The organism is Burkholderia sp. RS01, from assembly GCF_039748055.1.
In the GTDB taxonomy this organism is placed as follows: domain Bacteria; phylum Actinomycetota; class Actinomycetes; order Actinomycetales; family Micrococcaceae; genus Arthrobacter.
Map to the genome: position 1 here is coordinate 1 of NZ_JBDLAK010000032.1, position 21,823 is coordinate 21,823.

The window sequence follows — 21,823 nt, forward strand, 5'->3', positions numbered from 1 at the left end:
TGGCCGGTGATGGGGAAGTTCTCCACGGCGCGCAGGGTGTGCACGCCCCAGTACGCGGCGGCGGGAACGTCCCGGTCACCGAGGAGGTCATGCTCGGACCGGACGTCCGGGGCGGCGGTGATTGTGGTCATAGAGGGTCCTCACGGGGCTTCGTTGACGGGTTTGGACGGGAAATCAGGGTGTTGCGGCGAGCCGGCTGGGCGGCATGTTGCCGGAGGGAACTCAGGCGCTCCGCACAGCAGAGCGATTCGGCACGGTCAGGGCGACAACTGGGCGGCGCCTCGTGGGCAGGCAGCGCCGAGGCCGCCGCCTGAAGCGGTTATGAGGATGGATCCGGGACGGGTCAGATTCTTCGTCAGCTCTCGCCGCCGGGGACGATGCTGCCCAGCGCACATTCCACCCCGTGCAGGTGCCGGGTCATGGCCCTGGACGCTTCCTGGGCGGACCCGCGCTCGATGGCGGCGAAAATGCGGGCGTGCTCCCGGTCGGAATCCTTGCGCCGGTCAGCTACCAGGTTCAGGGTGTTCGACTGGTCGGCCATGGCCTCGCGGATGTCTGACAGGACGCCCACAAAGACCCCGTTGCCGCTGCACCGGGCGATGGTGGCGTGGAACTCGGCGTTGAGAAGGATCCACTGCTGGAGGTCATCTTCGTCCGACATGGCCTCGAGAATGTCCCGAAGTGCCTCCACATCCTCGCCAGTCCGGCGTTCGGCGGCGAGCGCTGCGGCGGGTACTTCGATGTGGGGACGCGCCTCCACGAGGTCGCGGGCGGAGTATTTTCCGAGCTTGAGGTCCGGGGCAACCCGGTCCGCGATGACAAACGTACCTTTGCCCGTGAAGGTAGCCGTCAGTCCGAGCGCATTGCATGACTTCAGTGCTTCCCGGACCATGGACCGGCTTACCCCGTACAGCTGGGCCAGCGAGGCCTCCGAATCCAGCCGCGCGCCGACAGGAATCTTGCCGGCTTCGATGGCATTTCGAAGGGATGCGAACACGGCCTCGGCTGCGCCGACCCGTATCACTTTATCTTGTCCAACTGTCCAGCTGTCCAACAGGTTCATGCCGCCAATATGGCATGCGTCACGCCCGGCTGTCAACCGGTTACGGCGTCCGATGCGGCCTATCCAGAGGATCCTGCCAGCAGTCGCAGCTTTTCGAACCCCTCGGTCCAGCCGCTCCTGTGCAGTGCGAGCCGTTCCTCCGTGGCGAAAGTGTCCTGGGTGAGCGCAACGTGCGTGCTGTTCTCCGGTGCTTCGAGGGTGAGGGTGACCACCGTTTCAGGGTTGAGAACGGTGTGTGCTGCTACTCAGTTGGGTGGGGCAGCCCGTCACTTCGCCAGCGTCAGCAGCTTGCCCTCCGTGACGGCCTGCCGCGATAGCGTCTTGTAACCCTCCTGCTCGAACAGCACGGTGATCACGTCCTCCTCGTGCCGCATTACCAGGCCGGGCCCCCATTCCTTGTGCACAACAGCGGCCTGGAGCGGGAAAGGTTCCACGCCTGCGGCGGTCGCGGCGCCGCCGTCGTAGTCCTCCTCGTCCGCGGAGCCGTCCGCGCAGTTATCACAGTTGCCGCACGGCTCGGGCCTGTCCTCGCCGAAGTAGCCCAGCAGGAACTGGCGCCGGCAGCCGTCCGTCTCGGCGTAGCCGCGCGCCATCTCGATGCGCGAGCGATCCACGCGCTGGCGTGCTTCGGCGAGTTCGACGGCGCGTTCCACCACCGTGGGCAGTTTGGCGCCGGCTTCCAGCCGGATGCCGCGCTTGCCGGTCTTCACGGCGCGCGTTTCCTGCAGCTGGTTCAGCAGCCCGGTGAGTCGGCGGGCCGAGAGATCGGTCTGCTCGGCGAGGGCTTTCTGGGTGAGCGGCCTGTCGGCGGCGCGCAGCACCTGAAGAACGGCCATCAGCGAATCCTGGTCCGGGCTGTGCGTCCCAAAGAATTTGCGCAGGCCCAGGTCCTCGGGCCGGTAGTGCAGAACGGCGGCGGCCGGCTCGCCGTCGCGGCCGGATCGGCCGATCTCCTGGTAGTAGCTGTCCAGGGACTCGGGGATGTCCGCGTGGATGACGAAGCGGACATTGGGTTTGTCGATGCCCATGCCAAACGCGGTGGTGGCCACTACGACGTCGAGTTCGTCCTCGAGGAACTGCTCGTGGACCAAGTCCCGCTCGACCTGCTTCCGGCCGGCGTGGTACGCCGCCGCGCGAAGGCCGCGCTCGGCCAGCTCCGACGCGTAGGTTTCGGTGTCCTTTCGGGTGGCGGCGTAGAGCAGGCCCGGCCCCTTGAGACCGGCCAGCTGTTCCAGCACGGCGCGGCGCTTGTCGGTGTCCCGGAGGTGGCGGACGACGTCGAGCCGGATGTTGGGGCGGTCGAAACCGTGGACCAGCACCAGGGGGTGTGTCATCTTCAGGCGCTGCTGGATCTCGTCGCGCACCGGGGGAGAAGCGGTGGCGGTCAGCGCGGCGACGGGCGGATTGCCGAGATTCTGGCGGACCTCGCCGAGGCGGAGGTAGTCGGGCCGGAAATCGTGCCCCCACGAGGACACACAGTGGGCCTCGTCCACCACTAACAGCGAGACGTCGAGGGCGGCGAGCCGCTCCACGGCTTCGGTCTTAGCCAGCTGCTCAGGCGCGAGGAAGATGAAGGCGGCGTCGCCCCGTTCCGAGGCTTCCCAAGCGGCTTCGACGTCAGAATCGCTGCGCCCGGAGTTGATGGCGACGGCGGCTTCTCCGCCGAGGTCTTCCAGCAGCCCGTCCAGCTGGTCCTCTTGCAGGGCGATGAGCGGGGAAACGACGACGGCGGGACCGGCCGCCGGGGCATCCGGACTTGCGCAGTGGCCGGCGCGCGCACGGTGCAGGTGCAGGGCGGCCACCTGGTAGATGGCAGACTTTCCGTAGCCGGTGGGCATCACGGCGAGGACGTCCCGGCCCGTGACCAGGGCGCGCATTCCGGCGAGCTGGCCGTCCCGGAGGTGGGCGAGACCCAAGGAGCTGGCCGCGATCTGGCGGAGGCCGGCGTCGGTGTCTGGGATGTTGGCGGCGGCGGGATCTGAGGTGCTGGCGGCGGCTGAAGCGCTGGGGGCTTGGTCGACAGTCAAAGGGCTACTCCCGGGGTAACGGTGCAGTGGCCGGATGGCTTCAGCCGTGGGTTCAGCCTAACCCGGCGCCGCAGTGCGTCAACTTAACGTTGCTTAAGGGTTTTGTCCGCAACTAACGTAACTGAGGTCACATCAACCCAGAACGCAGGGAGGAACGGTCATGAAACAGCGCAGCGGCAACGAAGCTGTGGCGCACCGTCCGTCCCCTGTGTCGGCGGCGGCAGTCGCGAGGGCCGCGGGTGTTTCTGCTGCGGCGGTGTCGTATGTGCTCAACGGCAAGGCCGGCGTCTCCACGGAAACCAGGCGCCACATCATCGGCGTCGCCAACGAGCTGGGCTTCAGGCCCCGTAAGTCCACCCAGGCCGCGGATCCGCAGCGGACGCGGGTCATCGGCCTGATCCTCCCGAACATCATCAACCCCATGTTCCCGCGGTGGGCCCAGAGCATCATCACAGCGGCGGCCGACTCGGGATACGACGTTTTCGTCGCCACGACCCAGGATGATCCCGCAGTCCTAGCCCAGGTGACCGCCACCCTGGCCAACCGCAACGTGGACGGGATCATCCTCGCGGCCGCGCTCAGGGAGGACTCAACTGCGATGCGCACCCTTCGCTCGGCGCGGATCCCGTACGTCTGCCTCTCCCGGCGCGCCGAGTTCCTCCAGAGCGACTTTGTGGGGATCGACGATGACGCAGCTGCGGCACTGCTGATGGAGCACATGCTGGAACACGGCTACACGGACATCGCCACGGTGATCGGACCGCGGTTTTCCACCGCCTCGCTGGCGCGGGAACAGGCGTTCGTGCGCGCCGCCGCCGCTGCCGGCATCACCATCAGCGGCGAACGCCGGATCAGCACGCGAGTCAACAATGAAGGGGGCCAGCTCGCTGCCGAGCGGCTCTTCTTATCGGAGCGGCCCCCGCGGGCGGTGGTCTGCGGGAGCGACGAGCTGGCGATCGGCGTCATGGAATATGCGTTGGCCCGGGGACTTCGAATTCCGGACGACGTCGCCGTGGCCGGGTGTGACGGTCTCCCGCACAGCAGGTCCGGCCTCATCAACCTGACCAGCATCGTCCAGCCGCAGCAGGAGATGGCCCACGAAGCCTTTGCCATGTTGCTGAAGCGGATCGATGCACCCACCGACACCTACAGTTCCCTGATCTGCCCGCACCGGCTGCACCTGGGGAGGACCTGCGGCTGCAACCCGCCTGATACCTGATCCCCGGAGCAGTTCCGCTGCAAACCGAGGCCAGTTCCCCCTCATAACCGGCGGCCCGTCCAAGGACCCGCCGGCGCCAGTACCCTCATCGCCGTATCCCGGCATGCCCACTAAGGCCCGCCCCACAGCAACGCGCACTCCGCAGGACATTCCGCGCAGGGCCCCGATTCAAGGACGAAGACCCATGTCAGCTGTATCCGCACCAACGAAGATGCGCACACCGCAGGAAATCAACCGCGTGATTCTTCGCAGAGTCATGCCGCTGCTAATCGGCGCCTACATCATGGCTTTCCTGGACCGCACCAATATCGGCATGGCCAAGGACCGCCTGGAGATCGACCTCGGACTATCCGCCACCGCCTACGGGGTCGGCGCCGGCCTGTTCTTCCTGACCTACGCCCTTTCCGAGATCCCTTCCAACCTGATCATGCACAAGGTCGGCGCCCGTTTCTGGATCATGCGGATCATGATCACCTGGGGCATCATTTCGGCCGGCATGGCCTTCGTCCAGGGCGAATGGTCCTTCTACATCATGCGCATGCTGCTCGGCGTCGCCGAGGCAGGGCTCTTTCCCGGCGTGATGTACTTCCTGACGCAGTGGTTCGTGGTCAGGGACCGGGCCAAGGCCAACGGCATGTTCCTGCTGGGCGTGTCCATCGCCAACATCGTCGGCGCTCCGCTGGGCGGCCTCCTGCTGACCATGGACGGTTTCGCCGGGCTGCACGGCTGGCAGTGGATGTTCCTCGTCGAAGGCCTGCCTGCCTGCATCCTCGCCTACGTGGTCTGGAAGAAGCTCCCGGACAGGCCCGCGAAGGCCACGTTCCTCAGCCCCGAGGAAGCCTCCGACCTCGAAGCCCGCATCGCCGCCGAAGAGAAAGCCGGAGCGGAAGCCTCCGGCAACCACCGCCTCCGCGACGTGCTCAAGGACAAGCAGATCCTCCTGGTGGTGGGCGTCTACTTCACGCACCAGATCGCCGTCTACGCGCTGTCCTACTTCCTGCCCTCGATCATCGGCACCTACGGCAAGCTCAGCCCGATCCAGATCGGCCTGCTGACCGCCATCCCCTGGATCTTTTCCGCCGCCGGCGCCCTCCTGGTGCCGCGCTTCGCCACCGACGGCAAGCGCTCCCGCCTCCTGGTGACCGGCGCAATGATCGGGATCATCGCCGGATTCGCCATCGGCGCCATCGGCGGCCCGGTGCCCGGCATGATCGGCTTCTGCCTCGCAGCGTTCAACTTCTTCGCCCTCCAGCCCATCCTGTTCACCTACCCGGCCACCCGCCTCAGCGGCGCCGCCCTCGCCGGAGGCATCGCGTTCGTCAACACCATCGGCCTGTTCGGCGGCTTCGTCGGCCCGTACGTCATGGGCTTCATGCAGGAGGCCACGGGGTCCAAGCTCTCCGGCCTGTGGTTCATCGTGGCCATGTGTACGGTCGGGGCGCTCCTGTCCCTGATGCTCAAGCGCGGGACGGAGAAGCCGCAAGCCGGTCCCGCAGCGCACTGACTCAACCGCACCACTCAGGCAAGGAAAACTCATGGATTTCACCGCAAAAAGGGTCCTGGTCACGGCAGGGGCCAACGGCATCGGCCTGGCCATCGCCAACAAATTCCGGGACCTTGGCGCCACCGTCTTCGTCACCGACATCGACGCCGATGCCGTTGAGAAGGCCCGCGTCAACGGGCTGGCTGCCGCTGTCAGCGACGTCTCGGACGAGGACCAGGTCCGCCACCTCATGAACACGGTCCGCGAGGAACTCGGCGGCCTGGACGTCCTGGTCAACAATGCCGGCATCGCCGGGCCAACCGGCCCGGTGGAAACGCTCGACACGGCGGCCTGGAAAGCGACGTTCGACGTCAACATCCACGGCCAGTTCTTCTGCATCAAGCACGCCCTGCCAATGCTGCGGCAGGGGAGGGATGCCTCGATCGTGAACCTCTCCTCCGCGGCAGGCCGGCTGGGCATGGCGGGGCGCAGCGCCTATTCGGCGTCGAAGTGGGCGGTCGTCGGGCTGACCAAGACCCTCGCGATCGAACTGGGCCCGGACCAGATCCGCGTCAACGCCATCTGCCCCGGCGCAGTCAACGGCCCCAGGATCGACGCCGTCATCGCTGCCAAGGCGCAGATGCTGGACCGTCCGGCGGACGAGGTGTCCACGCTGTACCACAGCCAGTCCTCGCTCGGCCGGCTGATCGAAGCGGTAGACATCGCCAACATGGCCGCATTTGCGGCCAGCGACATGGCACGCAACGTCAATGGCCAGGCCCTCGCCGTCGACGGCAACACCGAAAAACTCTACTGAACCAGCCCACCCGGCAAGATTTCGGCCACCCAAGGAGACTTTCCCATGGCTACCGCACGCAAGGTCATCATCACCAGCGCCGTCACCGGCGCCATCCACACCCCCTCCATGTCCCCGCACCTCCCGGTCTCCCCGGACGAGATCGCTGACGCCGCGATCGGCGCCGCCGAGGCCGGAGCCGCGATTGTGCACATGCACGCCCGCGATCCCAAAGACGGCCGTCCCTCCCAGGACCCGGAACACTTCGCCCCGATCCTGGACAAGCTCAAGCGCAACACCGACGCCGTCATCAACATCACCACCGGCGGCTCACCGCACATGACGGTCGAGGAACGAATGCAGCCTGCGGCGCTGTTCAAGCCGGAGCTGGCGTCACTCAACATGGGCTCCATGAACTTCGGGCTGTACCCGATGCTGGAACGCTTCACCGAGTTCGGCCACGAATGGGAGCGGGAAGGACTCGAAAAGAGCCGCGACCTGGTCTTCAAGAACACCTTCCAGGACATCGAGACCATCCTGGGCATCGGCAACGAGAACGGCACCCGCTTCGAGTTCGAGTGCTATGACATCTCGCACCTGAACAACCTGGCCCACTTCCACGCCCGCGGCCTCGCCAAGGGCCCCCTGTTCGTGCAGTCCGTCTTCGGCCTCCTCGGCGGGATCGGTGCGCATCCCGAAGACCTCATGCACATGCGCCGCACGGCCGACCGGCTGCTGGGCGCGGACTACGAGTGGTCCATACTGGGCGCCGGTAAGAACCAGATGCCGCTCGCTACCATCGGGGCGGCCATGGGCTCCCATGTCCGGGTAGGACTGGAAGATTCCCTGTGGATTGGCCCCGGGCAGCTGGCCACGTCCAACGCCGAGCAGGTCACCCGAATCCGGACCATCCTCGAGGCGCTCAACTTCGAGATTGCCACGCCCGACGAAGCCCGCCAGATGCTGCAGCTCAAGGGCCGCGACAAGGTGGGTTTCTGACGCGGACATTGAGGAGTGCGGCCAAGCTCCGGCCGCGCCGCGCGGGGAATGCAGACGACGACGGCGGGACACCCGCCGTCGTCGTTTTTACTTAATGCCGGGACCTTCACAGGCCGCCATGCGGCGTGTTCTGGAACGCCACGCGGCGGTGACGCGCGGAGTCCCAGGAGGCAGGTATCATCCCTTCAGGGGGCGGGGACGCCGCACGTCAAAATGGGGGATATCAGCGCATGTGCATGCCATAAAGCCTATGGAATCAGGCGAGTTTTCAGAGGCCTGCGAGGCATCTGAAACGAGCTTGCCGCGCCGGGTCACGGCCCGTCACGCTCCGGAGGATCCGGCTTGCTCCTGCCTGCTGAACCTGCGGTCACTACCCCTTCTGCCGAACCCACTGCCCGCTGAGCCCTACGGCTCCGCTGGCATGGCGGCAACCTCCCCTCACTCACCACCATCACTCCGCGCATAATCGGTGACCCCTGCCGTCGCCAGCCCGAAAGGACAACCATGAGCCAGCCCGGCCCAACCCCGCCGCCACCGCTTGCCTCCGACTACACCACCTACGGTGTGCCTCAGATTCCCGCCGGGCAGCAGTATGGCGACGGGCAGTACCTTGGCCAGTTCGGTGCGTCGCAGCAGTTCCCGGCGCCCCCGCAGAAGTCCTTCCTCACCACCTGGCTGCTCTCGCAGTTCCTGGGCGGGCTGGGTGTGGACCGTTTCTACCTGGGGAAGATCGGCACCGGCATCGCGAAGCTGCTTACGGCGGGCGGTCTCGGCGTCTGGTCGCTCGTGGACCTGATCATCACGCTGGCCGGCAAGCAGACCGACAAGAACCGGCAGCCGCTGGCGGGGTATCGGCAGCACAAGGTGCTTGCCATTGTTGTCTCGGCCGTCCTGGTGGTGGGCGGAATGGTCATCGGGATGGTCAGTGGGGCCGTGGCGGCCCTGGCCATCCAGAGCGCTGCCACCTCGCCGATCATCTCGGCTGCACCGGTTACGAATGAACCGGCGGCAGCCGCGAACTCCTCTGAGGCCCCGGCATCCGCGGAAGCAACCGCGGGGGAAGACCGTCCGTTGCTGGACGCGCAGACCCTGGCCGGCACCGGCGACGACATCAAGACCGTTGACCTCAAAGGCCTCCCGGCCGTGGTGACGCTCACTTGCAGCGCCTGCAAAGGCAACACCGTTCTGGAGACCAACGGGGCCGAAATGCTGCTGGTCAACACCGTCGGCGGCTACACCGGCTCGCACCTGGTGGACACCAGCACCGGTTCCCCGACCACCGAATTCAGCATCAGCGCCGACGCGGCGTGGACGCTGAAGATCGAGGACGTCGATACCATCGCCACGTCCGCCGGCAAGGCGAGCGGGCACGGCGACAAGGTGCTCTACTGGGACGCGCCGGGCACGAAGGCCGCCATCACCAACAAGGGCGCGGGCAACTTCCTGGTGGAAGGATTCGGCAGCGAGATCCCCGAGCTCGCCGTCAACAAGATCGGCGCCTACAGCGGCACCGTCCAGCTGACGCCCGGCTTCGTCCAGGTGAAGTCCGAGGGCGACTGGACCATCACCGCGAAGTAGCCCCACGGTTGCCCCGTCCCTCACCTGCGGCGGGCACAAAAAGCAATCTGATGGTCCCGCCGGACGCCTTGGTTTCCAAGGCTCAGTCCGGCGGGGCCATCTGCGTTTGCCGGGGAGCGCTCAAGGCCGCTGCAGCGCCCTTAGGTCGCGACCAGTGCCCGGAAGGCGAACCGGCCCGCCGGCCGAAGGCCTGCTCAGATGCTGTCCAGCGCGAAACCCCTGGGCGGAAAGTCGTGTCTGGGTCCCTGGCTCCGCTGGAGTTGGCGGACCTGTAACTTCCAGGTCGCCGGGTTTCCACCAGCGGAAGGCATGATGCTTCCCTCCATGATGAAGTGTGCGTCCGTCTCGTCATTGAGCTGCGCCCACCATCCTGTGGCCGGGCAGTGCTCGCCCGTCCGGGACTTCGCGGAACTGCCGCCCTCGACGCCGGCAGTCTGCTTTAGCTGGATGCGCCTCTTCATGTCCTCTTCCTAGCGCTCAATCGATGGTGAGTAATCCGAAAGCCAGAATTTACATTCGGATTGTTGACAATCGTACACCTGACTCCTAGGTTTTATGTAACACACATCACACAGTGTGATCATTCTGGCTAGCCCCGGCACGTCCGGGCGAACGGAGTACATATGACGGGCAATATTTCTCGGCGGAACGTCCTGCGGGGTGCGGGAGTCGCCGCCCTCGGAGCCACCGTGGCAGGCTGGGCTACCGGCTGTTCCAGCGTTGCTGTGGGCGGCCCCGCCTCGGGTGCCGCCAGCAACCTGCTGGAGATGGCAAAGTCCCAAGGCTTCCTGCGCGTGGGCATTGCCAACGAGCCGCCGTACACGCAGGTGAGCGCCGACGGAAAGGTGACGGGCTGCGAACCCGACGTGCTTCGCGCCGTTTGCAAACGGCTCGGCATCGCGGACGTCCAGGGCATCATCACGCCGTATGAATCCATGATTCCCGGCCTCAACGCCAACCGCTGGGACGTCATTGCGGCCGGCCTCTTCATGAAGGAGTCCCGCTGCGGGCAGGTGCTGTACTCGGAGCCGGTCATCGTTTCCACGGAGTCCTACGCCACGCCCAAGGGGAACCCCAAGGGCGTCACGTCCGTGGCCAATATCCTGGCTGACAAGTCACTGCGGATCGCGGTGCTGCCAGGCGGTTTCGAGGAGGGCGTCCTGAAGTCGGCCAACGTACCGGCCTCGCAGCAGGTCAAGATCAACGACGGCCGGAGCGGCCTCGAAGCGCTCAAGGCAAACCGTGCGGACGCCTTCATGCTGCCCACACTCTCGCTGCAGGCGCTGGCCAAGGACGATGCGAGCTTTGACATCAGCGAGCCCCTGAAGGACGCGCCGCGCACCGGTTCCGGCGCCGCGTTCCGCAAATCCGACACCGCCTTCCACGAGGCCTACAACAAGGAACTTGCGGCCTTCAAGAAAACCCCCGAATTCGCCGAAATCCTCAAAAAATGGGGCTTCGATCCGGCTGTAGTGGAGGGCGTAACCGCCGAGGAGCTATGCAAGACCGCGGGCTGATCATGCCGCCGTGGAAGGAGGGCGGCCAATGTCCGCAGTAATCGACTACGCACCACTGCTGTGGCAGGGCCTGCTGACCACCATCCTGGTGGCCGTGCTCAGCGGCGCGCTTTGCCTGGTGGTCGCGTTCGCCGCGGGGCTGGCACGTCTGTCCAGCCACAAGCTTGTGAGTTGGCCAGCGGGCATCTTCATTGAGGTGTTCCGTGGCACGTCACTGCTGGTGCAGATGTTCTGGCTGTTCTTCGCGCTGCCGTTCTTCGGCATCCAGCTCCACCCGCTGACCGCCGCGGTCTTGGCGCTCGGCCTGAACGAAGGCGCCTACGCCGCGGAAGTGGTGCGCGGTTCCATCGCCAGCCGGGCCAAGGGCCAGACCGAGGCCTGCATCGCGCTCGGGATGGAACCGGCCCTGCGGCTGCGCAGGATCATCATCCCGCAGTCCATTCCGGCCATGCTGCCGCCGTTTGGGAACGTCATGGTGGATCTGCTGAAGAACACCTCCCTCGTTTCACTGGTCACCGTGGCGGACCTGACCTTCCGGGCCCAGATGATCCGCAGCACCACAGGGCAGACGACGGCTATTTTCCTCACCATCCTGGTGGCGTACTTTGTCCTGTCCTATCTGCTGACCCTGCTGACCGCCTGGCTCGAACGCCGCTTCGCACTTGACCGGAAGGCTCTCGCTGCCCAGCGCAAGGAAAGCCGACTCATGAAGGTTGGTGCAGCATGATCTGGGACAACAATTTTGCCGTGTCAGTTTTCCCGCTGCTCCTGGAAGGCCTCTGGGTCACCATCCAGATCACCCTCCTGGGCACGCTGCTCGCGGCGGTGCTCGGGCTGTTCTTCGCCGTGCTACGGCGGCTTGCCATCCCGGCCCTGTCGCCGGTGGTGTCCTTCTTCGTGGTCTTTGTCCGCGGCACCCCGCTGCTGGTCCAGGCCTACTGCGCCTTCTTCGTGCTGCCGGCCTACGGCATCAGCTTTGACGCCTTCACCACCGGAGTGGTGGTGATCGGCGTCAACTACAGCGCGTACATGGCCGAGGTCTACCGCAGCGGCATCCAGGGGGTCCCCAAGGGCCAATGGGAGTCAGCAACGGCGCTGAGCCTCCCGGGTGTCCGCACGTGGGGCAGGATCATCCTCCCGCAGGCGGTGCGCACCGTGGTGCCCATGCTCGGCAACTACCTCATCCAGATGTTCAAGGACTCGGCAGTCCTGTCGGCCATCACCGTGGTGGAGCTCATGGCCACCGCACAGGCGATCGGCAGCTCGAGCTTCCGGTATCTGGAACCCCTCACCCTCGCCGCATTGCTGTTCCTGGCCATCAGCTACCCGGCCTCCCGGCTCGTCAACAGATTGGAGCGGCGCTATGCGCCCCAGCACTGAACCCCAGCCATTGTCCACGGACATAGGCCTAGCCCCGGATCCGATCATCAGGTTCCAGAACGTCAGCAAGAACTGGGGGTCCAACCAGGTCCTGAAGGCATTGAACTTCGAGGTGGCACCGGGTGAGAAGGTGTCCATCATCGGCCCCTCAGGTTCCGGCAAGACCACCATCCTGCGCATCCTCATGACGCTGGAGACGCCCAGCGAAGGCCTCGTGAAGGTCGACGGAGACACCCTGTGGGATGTCACCGCCGGCGAGAAGGTCAGGGAGACAAAGCAGCTGCGCGAAACCCGCCGCAAGATCGGCATGGTGTTCCAACAGTTCAACCTCTTCCCGCATATGACCGCCATGGAGAACATCATCGAGGCGCCCATCCACGTGCTGGGCATGGGCAAGGCCGAGGCGCGGGAGCGGGCTGCTGAGCTGCTCAACCTGGTGGGCTTGGGAAAGCACATGAACCACACCCCGCCCCAGATGTCAGGCGGCCAGCAGCAGCGCGTGGCGATTGCCCGTGCGCTGGCCATGCGGCCCAAGGTGCTGCTCTTCGATGAACCCACCTCGGCCTTGGACCCGGAACTGATCGGTGAGGTGCTCAACGTGATCCGGAACCTTGCGCACACCACGGACATGACCATGCTGATGGTGACGCACGAGATGCGGTTCGCCGAAGAGATTTCGGACCGGGTGGTGATGTTCGACAATGGCGCCGCGGTGGAGAGCGGACCGCCTGCCCAGATCTTCAAGAACCCGCAGCAGGAACGGACCCGCACGTTCCTCCGGGCCGTCCTGCAGCACTGATCAGGCAGCACCGATCCGCGGCTAGACCTCCACAATCAGCGAAATCTCAACGGGCGCCTGCCCGGGCAGCTCCGCAACACCCACAGCAGCCCGGGCATGGCGTCCCTTGTCGCCGAAGGCCTTCTCCAGGACCAGGGAGGCGCCGTTGATGACGGCCGGTTGGTCGGCGAACCCCTCGGCGGAGGCGATGTAGCCGGTCAGGCTGACCACGGAGACAATCCTGTCCAGCGAACCCAGGTGCTGCCGCAGGGCGGACAGGCAGTTGAGTACGGCGGTGGCGCTTGCCTGCTGGCCCTCTTCGACGCTGACCTCGCGCCCGAGCTTGCCGCTGATGGTGAGGACGCCGTCGCGCGTGGGCGTCTGGCCGGACGTGAAGACCAGGTTCCCAACCTGCCGGACGGCCACGTAATTGGCGACCGGAACCGGGGGAGAGGGTAGCTCGAGCTCAATGGCGTCGACCGGGATTTGCTGGACGTTCATGATTGCTCCTTCGGGGGGCTTGGGGGTATCACCACGGACACTAGGCAAACGAATGAGTATTGTCAACAATCTACTATTTAAGGAGAATCGTGGGGAAGACTGAAGCAGCCTTCGTTGGCCCGGCAAAGCAGACCGGCATCGGCGTGGTGTGCCCGTTCGACATGGCGCTGGACCGTGAGCTGTGGCGCTGGATGCCCCAGGATGTGTCGCTGTTCTTTACACGGACGCCGTTCATCGATGAACCCGTCGGCTTGGAGATGGCACAGGACGTCAGCGACGACGGCGACATCCTCACCGCCGCAAAGAACCTGAGCGTTGTGCGCCCCCATGCCATGGCCTACGCCTGCACCTCGGGCAGCTTCGTCCACGGAGTTGCGGGTGCCCGCCACATTTCGAAGATGATGGAGGCCGCAAGCGGCGCGCAGGGCGTCAGCACCTCCGAAGCGCTGCTCGAAGCGCTGGACCATCTGGGTGCCTCGAAGGTGGTGGTGGTGACGCCTTACGTGGCGGAGCTGACCCATCGGCTGGGTGACTTTCTGGAGGAGGCGGGCCACTCGGTGGTGGCCCAGGCCGGCCTGGGGCTCGACGGGGGCATCTGGGAGGTGCCCTACCGGACCACGTGCGAGCTGATCCGCGGGGCTGATGTGCCTGAGGCGGATGTCATCTTCATCAGCTGTACTAACCTGCCCACTTACGACATCATTTGGCCCCTCGAGCGTGAGCTTGGCAAGCCGGTGTTGTCGGCCAACCAGGTCACTGCCTGGGCGGCGCTGCAGCGCGTGGGCAAGGCAGCGGTGGGGCCAGGCCAGCGGCTCCTGGCCTGATGGTCGGCTGGCCCGCTTTCGGCGCTGTTCATGTTTAGTGCGGGAACAGGAACTCGCCGCCGATGAAGAAGATGGCAGAGACGACCAGCAGTATCAGGGCGGCGAGCAGCAGCCCACTCCGGTCCCGGCGCCGGAAAATAGCTAAACATCCAGCAGCGGCGGCCGCAACGGCAAGGACTGCCAGGACCACGCCCACATACGGTCCCGCGGCTGAGCGAAGAATGAGCAGGATGCTCCAGTACAGGGGATACAAGACGACAGCGGCTGCCAGCCAGAGAGCCCACCAACCCAAGCGCGTCGAAGGAGCGACTTTCCAGTTGGCGTCTTCTTCCCGGGTCTCCATGGGCTTGAAATTACGCCACCCCGCGTCAAGGGCGGAAGGGCACATGGTCCCTCCATTTAGTTCATCCACGTTAACGGAAACAAAGTGCGCCTGATCGTGGTTCAGCTCTTTTTCTGCTCATGTCGGTTGCCATCGCCAAGGTCGAGTAGGTGCCGAATTGTCCCAATTCTTCTGAGGTAGATGAATCCATCCGGCCAGTGACCCTGCGCTCTATCCTGCCCGGCAAATCCCTGCGATCATGTCGGCCTGCGTGGATCCGGTGACGCTGCAGACCAACGATCGAGACGAGCGTGCCCGCACACTGCGCGATCGCGGGCACGCGTTACTGTCGGATATAGCCATGCGGCTGGTTCCCTTTCCGCGAGAAGGCGGCACCCAACGAAACAACGGGCCTACATGCAAAATAGCCCCGGAGCTTTAGTCGGGAGGAGAATTGTTCACAGCGGATGAGGTTCCCCGGATCTCTGAGGCGGGCCTTGGGCGGGAGGGAGGACATGAGTGATTTCATCGCATATCTCGATACGTCAGATGTCCGTCCCGGCAGGCTTGAGGAGCTCAAGACGGCCGTGGCGGAGTTGGCCGCGTTCGTAGAGCTAAATGAGCCGCGGATCATTTCCTACCGCGTCTATTTCTCGGCCGACGGCTCCACCATGAGCGTCCTGCACATCCACCCGGATATGGCCTCCTTGGAGTTCCACATGAAGGTTGCCGGACCCAAGTTCCCGCCCATGGCCCGCTTCGTCGTGATGCGGACGATCGAAATTTTTGGCCGCCCCAGCGAGGAACTCGTGGCGCAACTCGAGCCAAGGCAAGCCTCCTGGGCAGTGGAGTGGTCATCGTTCGTGACTTTCACGCCGGCTTCGCCCGCGTTGCACGCGACTCGAGTACAGGGCCCGGCGCGGCTGCCAACTAGCAATCGGCAGGACGCAGCAGGAATGCGCCCCGGCTGCCGGCAGTAGCCGTTAGTGCCTGCTCGCCGGGACGCCTTTCTTGGTTAAGCCCCCACGGAAATCTCCGCCGTGTGCTTGAAGAGATATCCCAGGGCATCGCACGGGCGCAGCGCGTCGGCGAGGCGGAGACCCTGCCATACCGTCACCTGGTTTGCCGTCAGCACGGGCTTGCCCAGGGCTGCCTCAAGCTCGTTGATCCAGCGCGCGCTGTGCAGGGCGGTGTCCGGAATCAAGATGGCCTGCGCCTCCGGGCTGTCGTTGCTGCGTGCAAGCTCCAGGACGCCTTTACGGTCCAGTTCGCCGGCCAGGGCGGCCGTGGGAATGTCGTGGCTGACCAGCTGGGTCACCTCGATTCCGCCGTGGTTGAGAAGTTCCACGAAGTGCCGGGAAACATCGTCAGGGTACGTGGCGGCAACAGCCACCCGGTCCAGGCCCAGGGCCCGCCCAGCATCCACGAACGCCAGCGACGTGGACGAGGCTGGAACGTCCAAGGCCTCCTGGACCTGCAGGGCCTGCCGCCTCGCTCCCTCCAGGCCAAACACGAAGCTGCCCGAGGTGCAGGCCCACATGACGGCGTCGGGGTCAGCGGCGCGCAGGGCCTCGGCGCCCTCGAGGAGCCGTTCGCTCTTGCCGAGATCCAGCAGGGCCTGGACCTCGTGGGCGTCCACGCCGACTGACGTATGAACTAGGGGAAGGCTGATGCCCTCACCCAGCAGTTCCTCCATATAGGGGTAGTCGTCCTCGGCTCCATAGCCCGGGTAAAGCATGCCAATGGTGACGCCCATCAATTCTCCTCTGAACGAACCGGGGGACCTTCCCGCGGATTGTGCACAATCGTACAAAATCAGAAAAGTAAAAGATAGGGAAGTAGGATTGTTGACAATCTCGACGCAGGCCACATAACCTGACGGCAGTGTTATTTGGATCACAGGTTGTTGGGACGACAAGGTGTTCGAACGGACAAGGAGCTGCAAAGCGTGATTGATTCACTTGAATGGGCCACAGCCGCGGAACTTCTCGCCGGCTATCGTTCCGGCGAGGTTTCGCCGGTTGAGGCCACCCGTGCGGCCCTCGACGCGATCGCCCGGCACGATGCGGACATCAACGCCTTCTGCCTGGTGGAGGAGGAGTCGGCCCTGGCGGCGGCACGCGAATCGGAGCAGCGCTGGCTCCGTAATGAACCGCGCGGACTGGCCGATGGCGTTCCCACCTCCATCAAGGACCTCATGCTGACCAAGGGGTGGCCCACGCTGCGCGGCTCCCGGCTGACGTCCTCCGACGGCGACTGGAGCGAGGATGCGCCGGCCGTCGCGAGGCTGCGCGAGACCGGCGCCGTGCTGCTGGGCAAGGTCACCAGCCCGGAATTTGGCTGGAAAGGCGTCACGGACAGTCCCCGGTGCGGCATCACCCGCAACCCGTGGGACACCTCCCGCACCTCCGGTGGCTCCAGCGGCGGCAGCGCTGCCGCCGTGGCCCAGGGGATGGGCCCATGGTCGGTAGGGACCGACGGCGGCGGCTCCATCCGCATCCCCGCCGGCTTTACCGGCGTCGTCGGGTTCAAACCCACCTACGGAACAGTGCCGCTATACCCGGCCAGCCCCTTCGGGACGCTCGCGCACGCCGGTCCCATTGCGCGCACGGTGGAGGACGCGGCGCTGATGATGGATATCCTGTCGCAGCCGGATGCGCGGGACTGGTCCGCTGGCCCCGCACCAACCCGCTCCTTCCTGGAAGGGGTTGGTGAAGGCCTCCGCGGCCGCAGGATCGCCTTCAGCGCCGACCTCGGCTACGGGAGTAACGACCCCGACGTCGAAGCAGCCGTGCGGACCGCCGTGCAGGTTCTCACGCAGCTTGGCGCCCAGGTTGAGGAAATCGACCTCGGCTGGACAGACCCGGTGGACGCCTACCATGTGCTGTGGTTCAGCGGCGCGGCCAAGGTGGTAGAAGGCTACGGCCCGGGCGCCCTCGAACAGATCGATCCGCTGCTGGCGGCAGCACTGCAGCGGCACGCAGGCTTCAGTGCCGGCGATTTCCTGGATGCCACCGCGGTGCGGATGAAACTGGGCCGGGAAATGGGGCAGCTTCACGAACGCTACGACCTCGTAGTGTCGCCCACCCTGCCCATCCCCGCATTCGAGGCCGGACGCGATGTGCCTGGCGGCTCCGCATCGGCGGACTGGACGTCCTGGACGCCCTATACCTATCCGTTCAACATGACGCAGCAGCCGGCCATCAGTGTCCCCTGCGGGCTCACCGCGGACGGCCTGCCCGTCGGGCTGCAGCTGGTGGGCCCCAGGCATGGCGATGGGCGCGTGCTTTCGGCGGCCGCCGCCTATCAGAACGCAACCGGCTGGCACCACATCCGCCCGCGGAGCATTTCACAGCTCTCCACCCCAACCAGGAAGTAGGGAAAAACATGGCCCGGTACATCAACATCACCCTCGAAAAGCGCGGCGTGACCTGCAAGGCCCTCCTTCACGATGAGGCGGCACCCCGCACCAGCAGCGCCGTCTGGGATGCCCTGCCGCTGAGCGGCCAAGTGTTCCACGGAAAATACGCCCGCAATGAGATCTACAACCTTGTGCCTGCCTTCGCCCCGGCCGAGCCAGGTGCGGAGAACACCACCGTTACCCCGATCCCGGGCGACGTCTGCTATTTCACATTCACGTCGAACGACCTCAAGACGCCCTCCCACGGCTACGAGCAGGATTCCGGGACGGATTCGGTGCAGACCATCGTTGACCTGGCCGTCTTCTATGGGCGCAACAACCTGTTGCTCAACGGCGACACCGGATGGGTGCCCGGTAACGTGTTCGCCACCATTGTGGAGGGTCTGGACGAGATGGCGGCAGCCTGCCAGGACATCTGGATGGGGGGCGCGCGGGACGAGACCCTGACGTATTCGCGCGCAGTGGATGCTGAAGCCTGACGCCGCATGCCGGGCCGCCCCGAGGGTCGGCCCGGCTACGGTTCCGCTGCTTTCCAGCCATTTCACCTGGAGTCCTGTAGGATTGTAGACAGTTTTAGTCTGTCCCTTCGGACAGACACAGGAACGGGTCTGATTGCGTGCCCGCGGGGCCGCAACCGGACCCTCGAGCGGAAAAGTGGTCACCGATGCAACGATTTGAGCCCGTGGTGCGCGAATCCACGCCATCAATCATTGCCGGCAAATTGCGCACGGCCATCGGACTGGGCCAGATTCCGCCCGGGGCCCAGCTCGGCGAGGCTGAACTGGCCAAGGAACTCGGCGTAAGCCGCGGGCCGCTCCGCGAAGCCATGCAGCGGCTCACTCAGGAGGGCCTCCTCATCAGCATCCGCAACCGCGGCCTGTTCGTCATCACCATGACCGACGAGGAGGTACGGGACATGTATGTGGCCCGGACCGCGGTCGAACGGGCTGCGTCCGAGCTCATCCTGCAAAAGGGGGCCAAGGACGTGGCGGCAAGGCTGCTGGGCGTGGTGAAGGCCATGAAGAAGGCGGCAGACAAAGGCGATCTGGATGCCATGTCCGAGGCCGACATGGACTACCATGCCACTCTCGTGGCAGCGGCGGGAAGCACCCGGCTCACGCGGATGCACAACACCCTGCTCACCGAGACCCGGATGTGCCTGACGGCGCTGGAGAAGAAATATCCGGACCCGCACACTCGCGTCGCCGAACACCACGCCATCGCCGAGGCCCTGGCCGCCGGCAACAACGAACTGGTGGGGAAGCTCCTCATCAGCCACATGGACGACGCACTGGAGCGGCTCACCGGCGGGGGCGGAGACAGCCAGGCGGCGACAGCCTAGGCCCAGCGGCCGGCTCAACAACCTCAAAACAACAGAAAGGCTGGCTGCACCTGCAGCCAGCCTTTCTGTTGTAGGGCGACGAGTTAGCCGTGTCCGTGGCGAAGGCACATGAGGGCGTAGGCCCGGGCGGCCGCGACGATCTCGGCGATGCTGACGGACTCATTCACCTGATGGGCCTGGTCGTTGAGGCCGCCGGGGCCCATGACGATGGCGGGTACGTAGAGGTCGCGCGCAACGAAACCGCCGTCGCAGGCCGCCGTCCAGCCGGTGATGGCGCTGTGCACCCCGGCGTCCGCCAGCGCTGAAACGGAGTTTGCCACGAGCGGATGGTCAGCCGGAGTGCGGAAGCCGGGCATCTCCATGGTGACCTCAGCCTGCACGGTGATGCCGTCCGAATCGATGCCGGCCTCGCTGATCCGTGCCCGGAGCTTGTCCAGGATCAGCTGTGCGTCGTCATCGGGCATGAGCCGCCGGTCCAGGGACACGGTGCATTCCGCCGCCACCATGGACGTTCCCGTGCCGCCGCTGATGAGCCCGATGTTCCAGCTTCCGGCGCCGAGCAGCGGGTCCTGCCCGGACTGCAGCCGGGCATGGTCTTCGCGGACGAGGTCCAGGATTTTCGCTGCGGCGTCGATCGCATTCCGGCCGTCCGCCGGGCGGCCGGAGTGGGCCGACTTGCCCGTGACCTTCAGCTCGATGTAGCTGTCCCCGCGGCAGCCGATCACCGTCTCGAGGTCGGTGGGCTCGGCCACGACGCACGCCGAGTAGGAAAACGCCGGATTGGCGAGAGCGGCGGCGGTGTAGGCCCGGATGCCAACGCCAAGGTCCTCCTCGTCCACCGTGCACGCCAGCGCCGCGTTGAAGGGCAGCTGCGCGCCGGCGTCCTTGAGTGCCTTGAGGGCAATGACGACGGCGGCCAGCCCGCCTTTCATGTCTGTGGAACCGCGGCCGAAGAGCCGGCCGTCCCGGACGTGCGGTTCAAAAGGCGGCCGCTCCCAGCCGGTCCCGGCGGGTACGACGTCGGAATGGCCCAGGAACAGGATGCCCGGCCGGACGCCGCCAGGAAGGACAGCCATGAAGTTCGGCCGCCCCGGGGCTACGGTTTCCGTTGACACCTCGAGGCCTGCCGCCTGGCAATAGTCCTTCAGAACCTCCACCGTGGCTTCCTCGGTGCCGCCGGGGTTCTCGCCGCCGGCGGCCACGAGGGCCGTGGTAAACGAGACGAGATCGGCCTCGCTGATCAGTCCGAGGACTTTCTGTTCAAGGTCGAGTTGTTCACGGGCACGTTGATCCAGGCCCAGGTGTTCAGAGGCAGTGCTCAAGCGTTGTCGCCGCCTTTCACTGCCGCGAGTTCCAGGTCGATGGCCCGGCGGAGGCGGATGATGCCCTCCTCTGCCCGTTCGGGAGTAGTGGATGCGAAACAGAGCCGCAGTGCGTCGTCGAACTTTCCGCTGGCGGACAGCGCCGGTCCGGGGATGAAGGCGACGCCTTCGGCGAGGGCCGTCTCGAAGAGCTTCCGCGTGGAGATCCGGGCGTCCTCGCCCTGGAGCGTGAGCCAGAGGAAGAAGCCGCCTTCGGGATCTGTGGTGGTGACGCGGTCGCCGAGGTGGCGGCGGAGGCTGTCCTGCATTGCGTCCTTGCGGCGTTTGTACTCGGTGCGCAGGCCTGCGAGGTGGCTGTCCAGGCCGCCGCGGCGGATGAACTCGGCCACGATGTGCTGGGCGGGAACGTTGGTGCAGGTGTCCATGGCCTGTTTGGCGTTGATGACCAGCTGGCGCAGCGCGGGGTCAGTGTCCACCCAGCCCACGCGCAGGCCCGGGGCCAGGATCTTGGAGAACGTGCGGACGGAGAACAGCAGCGGGTCGCCGGGGCTCAGGGCCTGCAGGGACGGAAGGTCGTCACCCTGGAACCGCAGCAGCCCGTAGGGGTCGTCGTCGATGATGAGGGAGTTCCACTCGTGCGCCAGTTCCAGCAGCTGGTGGCGGCGCGGCAGTGAGAGCGTGGTGCCGGAGGGGTTCTGGAAGTTCGGGATGGTGTAGATGGCCTTGGGCGTGCGGCCTGCGGCGGCAACCAGTGCGGGCAGGGCCTCCACGATGAGGCCGTGCTCGTCGGTGGGTGCCTCGAGGAGTTCGGCGCCGTAGCTCAGGGCGGTGGCGCTGCCGTTGGTGTAGGTGGGGCTTTCCACTATCACCAGGTCGCCGGGGTTGATGAAGATCTTGCAGGCCAGGTCCAGGCCCTGCATGCCGCCGGCGGTGATGGTGACGCGTTCCTGGGCGGTGGGGTCCGACGTTCCGGACAGGTACTCCACGAGCGCCTTAAGCAGCACCGGTTCGCCTTCGGTGGCGCCGTAGGTCATGGAGCTGTGGTCGATGACCTGGTCCGCGATGTCCCGGAATTCTGCCAGCGGCACGGCCTCGTCCGCTGGGGAGCCCATGGCGAACCGGACAATATCGTGCGTCTGCGCGGCGAGCAGTGACGTGCTGGAGTCAATGACCGAGCCGACGAGGTCGGCTGCGCGGTCGGCCAACGGCAACGGAGTGCGGGAGCGGGTGGCGATGTGGTCAACAGTCATG

23 protein-coding genes are annotated in these 21,823 nt (G+C 65.7%); 14 read left to right on the forward strand and 9 right to left on the reverse strand.

Annotation, left to right across the window (positions count from 1 at the left end; all coding sequences use genetic code 11):
* Nucleotides 1-355 precede the first annotated feature (355 nt).
* The 3 genes from ABFP37_RS20980 to ABFP37_RS20990 are packed head-to-tail and all read right to left on the reverse strand — an operon-like array spanning nucleotide 356 to nucleotide 3,090.
* Nucleotides 356-1,063, reverse strand: a complete 708-nt coding sequence (locus tag ABFP37_RS20980) for a FadR/GntR family transcriptional regulator (RefSeq protein ID WP_078027741.1) — start codon at nucleotides 1,061-1,063, stop codon at nucleotides 356-358.
* A 59-nt stretch (nucleotides 1,064-1,122) separates the two neighbouring features.
* Nucleotides 1,123-1,275: a hypothetical protein gene (locus tag ABFP37_RS20985; RefSeq protein ID WP_139362751.1), complete on the reverse strand. Its 153-nt coding sequence runs from the start codon at nucleotides 1,273-1,275 to the stop codon at nucleotides 1,123-1,125.
* Nucleotides 1,276-1,329: 54 nt separating this feature from the next.
* On the reverse strand, nucleotides 1,330-3,090 hold the full coding sequence (locus ABFP37_RS20990; protein WP_078027740.1) for an ATP-dependent DNA helicase RecQ: 1,761 nt from the start codon (nucleotides 3,088-3,090) through the stop codon (nucleotides 1,330-1,332).
* A gap of 160 nt (nucleotides 3,091-3,250) precedes the next feature.
* Between ABFP37_RS20990 and ABFP37_RS20995 the strand changes: the two genes are divergently transcribed.
* From ABFP37_RS20995 to ABFP37_RS21015, 5 genes are all read left to right on the forward strand, one after another.
* Nucleotides 3,251-4,309, forward strand: a complete 1,059-nt coding sequence (locus ABFP37_RS20995) for a LacI family DNA-binding transcriptional regulator (protein ID WP_078027739.1) — start codon at nucleotides 3,251-3,253, stop codon at nucleotides 4,307-4,309.
* Between the two features lie 184 nt (nucleotides 4,310-4,493).
* Nucleotides 4,494-5,813 carry an MFS transporter gene (locus ABFP37_RS21000; protein WP_347034814.1) on the forward strand — a complete coding sequence of 440 codons (1,320 nt, stop codon included), beginning with the start codon at nucleotides 4,494-4,496 and terminating at the stop codon, nucleotides 5,811-5,813.
* 31 nt (nucleotides 5,814-5,844) lie between these two features.
* Nucleotides 5,845-6,609: an SDR family oxidoreductase gene (locus ABFP37_RS21005; protein ID WP_078027738.1), complete on the forward strand. Its 765-nt coding sequence runs from the start codon at nucleotides 5,845-5,847 to the stop codon at nucleotides 6,607-6,609.
* A 45-nt stretch (nucleotides 6,610-6,654) separates the two neighbouring features.
* On the forward strand, nucleotides 6,655-7,587 hold the full coding sequence (locus ABFP37_RS21010; RefSeq protein WP_078027737.1) for a 3-keto-5-aminohexanoate cleavage protein: 933 nt from the start codon (nucleotides 6,655-6,657) through the stop codon (nucleotides 7,585-7,587).
* A 504-nt stretch (nucleotides 7,588-8,091) separates the two neighbouring features.
* The gene (locus ABFP37_RS21015; protein ID WP_347034815.1) at nucleotides 8,092-9,165 is read left to right on the forward strand and encodes a TM2 domain-containing protein; all 1,074 of its coding nucleotides are present in this window, start codon (nucleotides 8,092-8,094) and stop codon (nucleotides 9,163-9,165) included.
* 194 nt (nucleotides 9,166-9,359) lie between these two features.
* Here the strand turns inward: ABFP37_RS21015 and ABFP37_RS21020 are convergent, their stop codons facing one another.
* Complete coding sequence (locus tag ABFP37_RS21020; protein WP_347034816.1) at nucleotides 9,360-9,626, reverse strand: hypothetical protein; 267 nt, start codon at nucleotides 9,624-9,626, stop codon at nucleotides 9,360-9,362.
* 162 nt (nucleotides 9,627-9,788) lie between these two features.
* On the opposite strand from ABFP37_RS21020, the gene ehuB reads away from it, so the two are divergent.
* The 4 genes from ehuB to ehuA are packed head-to-tail and all read left to right on the forward strand — an operon-like array spanning nucleotide 9,789 to nucleotide 12,861.
* Nucleotides 9,789-10,682 (forward strand): ectoine/hydroxyectoine ABC transporter substrate-binding protein EhuB, encoded by an 894-nt coding sequence (gene ehuB / locus ABFP37_RS21025; RefSeq protein WP_347034817.1) that lies wholly within the window; start codon nucleotides 9,789-9,791, stop codon nucleotides 10,680-10,682.
* A gap of 28 nt (nucleotides 10,683-10,710) precedes the next feature.
* Nucleotides 10,711-11,409: an ectoine/hydroxyectoine ABC transporter permease subunit EhuC gene (gene ehuC / locus ABFP37_RS21030; RefSeq protein WP_347034818.1), complete on the forward strand. Its 699-nt coding sequence runs from the start codon at nucleotides 10,711-10,713 to the stop codon at nucleotides 11,407-11,409.
* 20 nt (nucleotides 11,410-11,429) lie between these two features.
* Nucleotides 11,430-12,062 (forward strand): ectoine/hydroxyectoine ABC transporter permease subunit EhuD, encoded by a 633-nt coding sequence (gene ehuD, locus ABFP37_RS21035; RefSeq protein ID WP_347034819.1) that lies wholly within the window; start codon nucleotides 11,430-11,432, stop codon nucleotides 12,060-12,062.
* Complete coding sequence (ehuA, locus tag ABFP37_RS21040) at nucleotides 12,046-12,861, forward strand: ectoine/hydroxyectoine ABC transporter ATP-binding protein EhuA (RefSeq protein ID WP_347034820.1); 816 nt, start codon at nucleotides 12,046-12,048, stop codon at nucleotides 12,859-12,861. The genes ehuD and ehuA overlap by 17 nt, the downstream gene beginning before the upstream one ends.
* Nucleotides 12,862-12,882: 21 nt before the next feature.
* Here the strand turns inward: ehuA and ABFP37_RS21045 are convergent, their stop codons facing one another.
* Nucleotides 12,883-13,341 carry a RidA family protein gene (locus ABFP37_RS21045; RefSeq protein ID WP_347034821.1) on the reverse strand — a complete coding sequence of 153 codons (459 nt, stop codon included), beginning with the start codon at nucleotides 13,339-13,341 and terminating at the stop codon, nucleotides 12,883-12,885.
* An 89-nt stretch (nucleotides 13,342-13,430) separates the two neighbouring features.
* On the opposite strand from ABFP37_RS21045, the gene ABFP37_RS21050 reads away from it, so the two are divergent.
* Nucleotides 13,431-14,165, forward strand: a complete 735-nt coding sequence (locus ABFP37_RS21050; protein ID WP_347034822.1) for an Asp/Glu/hydantoin racemase — start codon at nucleotides 13,431-13,433, stop codon at nucleotides 14,163-14,165.
* Nucleotides 14,166-14,199: 34 nt separating this feature from the next.
* Here the strand turns inward: ABFP37_RS21050 and ABFP37_RS21055 are convergent, their stop codons facing one another.
* Nucleotides 14,200-14,553, reverse strand: coding sequence for a hypothetical protein (locus ABFP37_RS21055; protein ID WP_347034823.1), 354 nt, complete (start codon nucleotides 14,551-14,553; stop codon nucleotides 14,200-14,202).
* A gap of 449 nt (nucleotides 14,554-15,002) precedes the next feature.
* Here ABFP37_RS21055 and ABFP37_RS21060 point away from each other — a divergent pair, with 449 nt between their 5' ends.
* Complete coding sequence (locus ABFP37_RS21060) at nucleotides 15,003-15,467, forward strand: hypothetical protein (protein ID WP_347034824.1); 465 nt, start codon at nucleotides 15,003-15,005, stop codon at nucleotides 15,465-15,467.
* Nucleotides 15,468-15,502: 35 nt separating this feature from the next.
* On the opposite strand, the gene ABFP37_RS21065 is transcribed toward ABFP37_RS21060, so the two are convergent.
* Nucleotides 15,503-16,243, reverse strand: a complete 741-nt coding sequence (locus tag ABFP37_RS21065; protein WP_347034825.1) for a maleate cis-trans isomerase — start codon at nucleotides 16,241-16,243, stop codon at nucleotides 15,503-15,505.
* Nucleotides 16,244-16,435: 192 nt separating this feature from the next.
* Between ABFP37_RS21065 and ABFP37_RS21070 the strand changes: the two genes are divergently transcribed.
* The 3 genes from ABFP37_RS21070 (at nucleotide 16,436) to ABFP37_RS21080 (ending at nucleotide 19,250) form a co-directional block, all read left to right on the forward strand.
* On the forward strand, nucleotides 16,436-17,866 hold the full coding sequence (locus ABFP37_RS21070) for an amidase (protein WP_347034826.1): 1,431 nt from the start codon (nucleotides 16,436-16,438) through the stop codon (nucleotides 17,864-17,866).
* An 8-nt stretch (nucleotides 17,867-17,874) separates the two neighbouring features.
* Nucleotides 17,875-18,387, forward strand: a complete 513-nt coding sequence (locus ABFP37_RS21075) for a DUF3830 family protein (protein WP_347034827.1) — start codon at nucleotides 17,875-17,877, stop codon at nucleotides 18,385-18,387.
* Nucleotides 18,388-18,572: 185 nt separating this feature from the next.
* Nucleotides 18,573-19,250 carry a GntR family transcriptional regulator gene (locus ABFP37_RS21080; RefSeq protein ID WP_347034828.1) on the forward strand — a complete coding sequence of 226 codons (678 nt, stop codon included), beginning with the start codon at nucleotides 18,573-18,575 and terminating at the stop codon, nucleotides 19,248-19,250.
* Between the two features lie 83 nt (nucleotides 19,251-19,333).
* Here ABFP37_RS21080 and ABFP37_RS21085 read toward each other — a convergent pair whose 3' ends face one another.
* Nucleotides 19,334-20,572: a M20 family metallopeptidase gene (locus ABFP37_RS21085; protein ID WP_347034829.1), complete on the reverse strand. Its 1,239-nt coding sequence runs from the start codon at nucleotides 20,570-20,572 to the stop codon at nucleotides 19,334-19,336.
* The gene (locus tag ABFP37_RS21090) at nucleotides 20,569-21,822 is read right to left on the reverse strand and encodes a PLP-dependent aminotransferase family protein (RefSeq protein ID WP_347034830.1); all 1,254 of its coding nucleotides are present in this window, start codon (nucleotides 21,820-21,822) and stop codon (nucleotides 20,569-20,571) included. The genes ABFP37_RS21085 and ABFP37_RS21090 overlap by 4 nt, the downstream gene beginning before the upstream one ends.
* Between the last annotated feature and the right edge of the window lies 1 nt (nucleotide 21,823).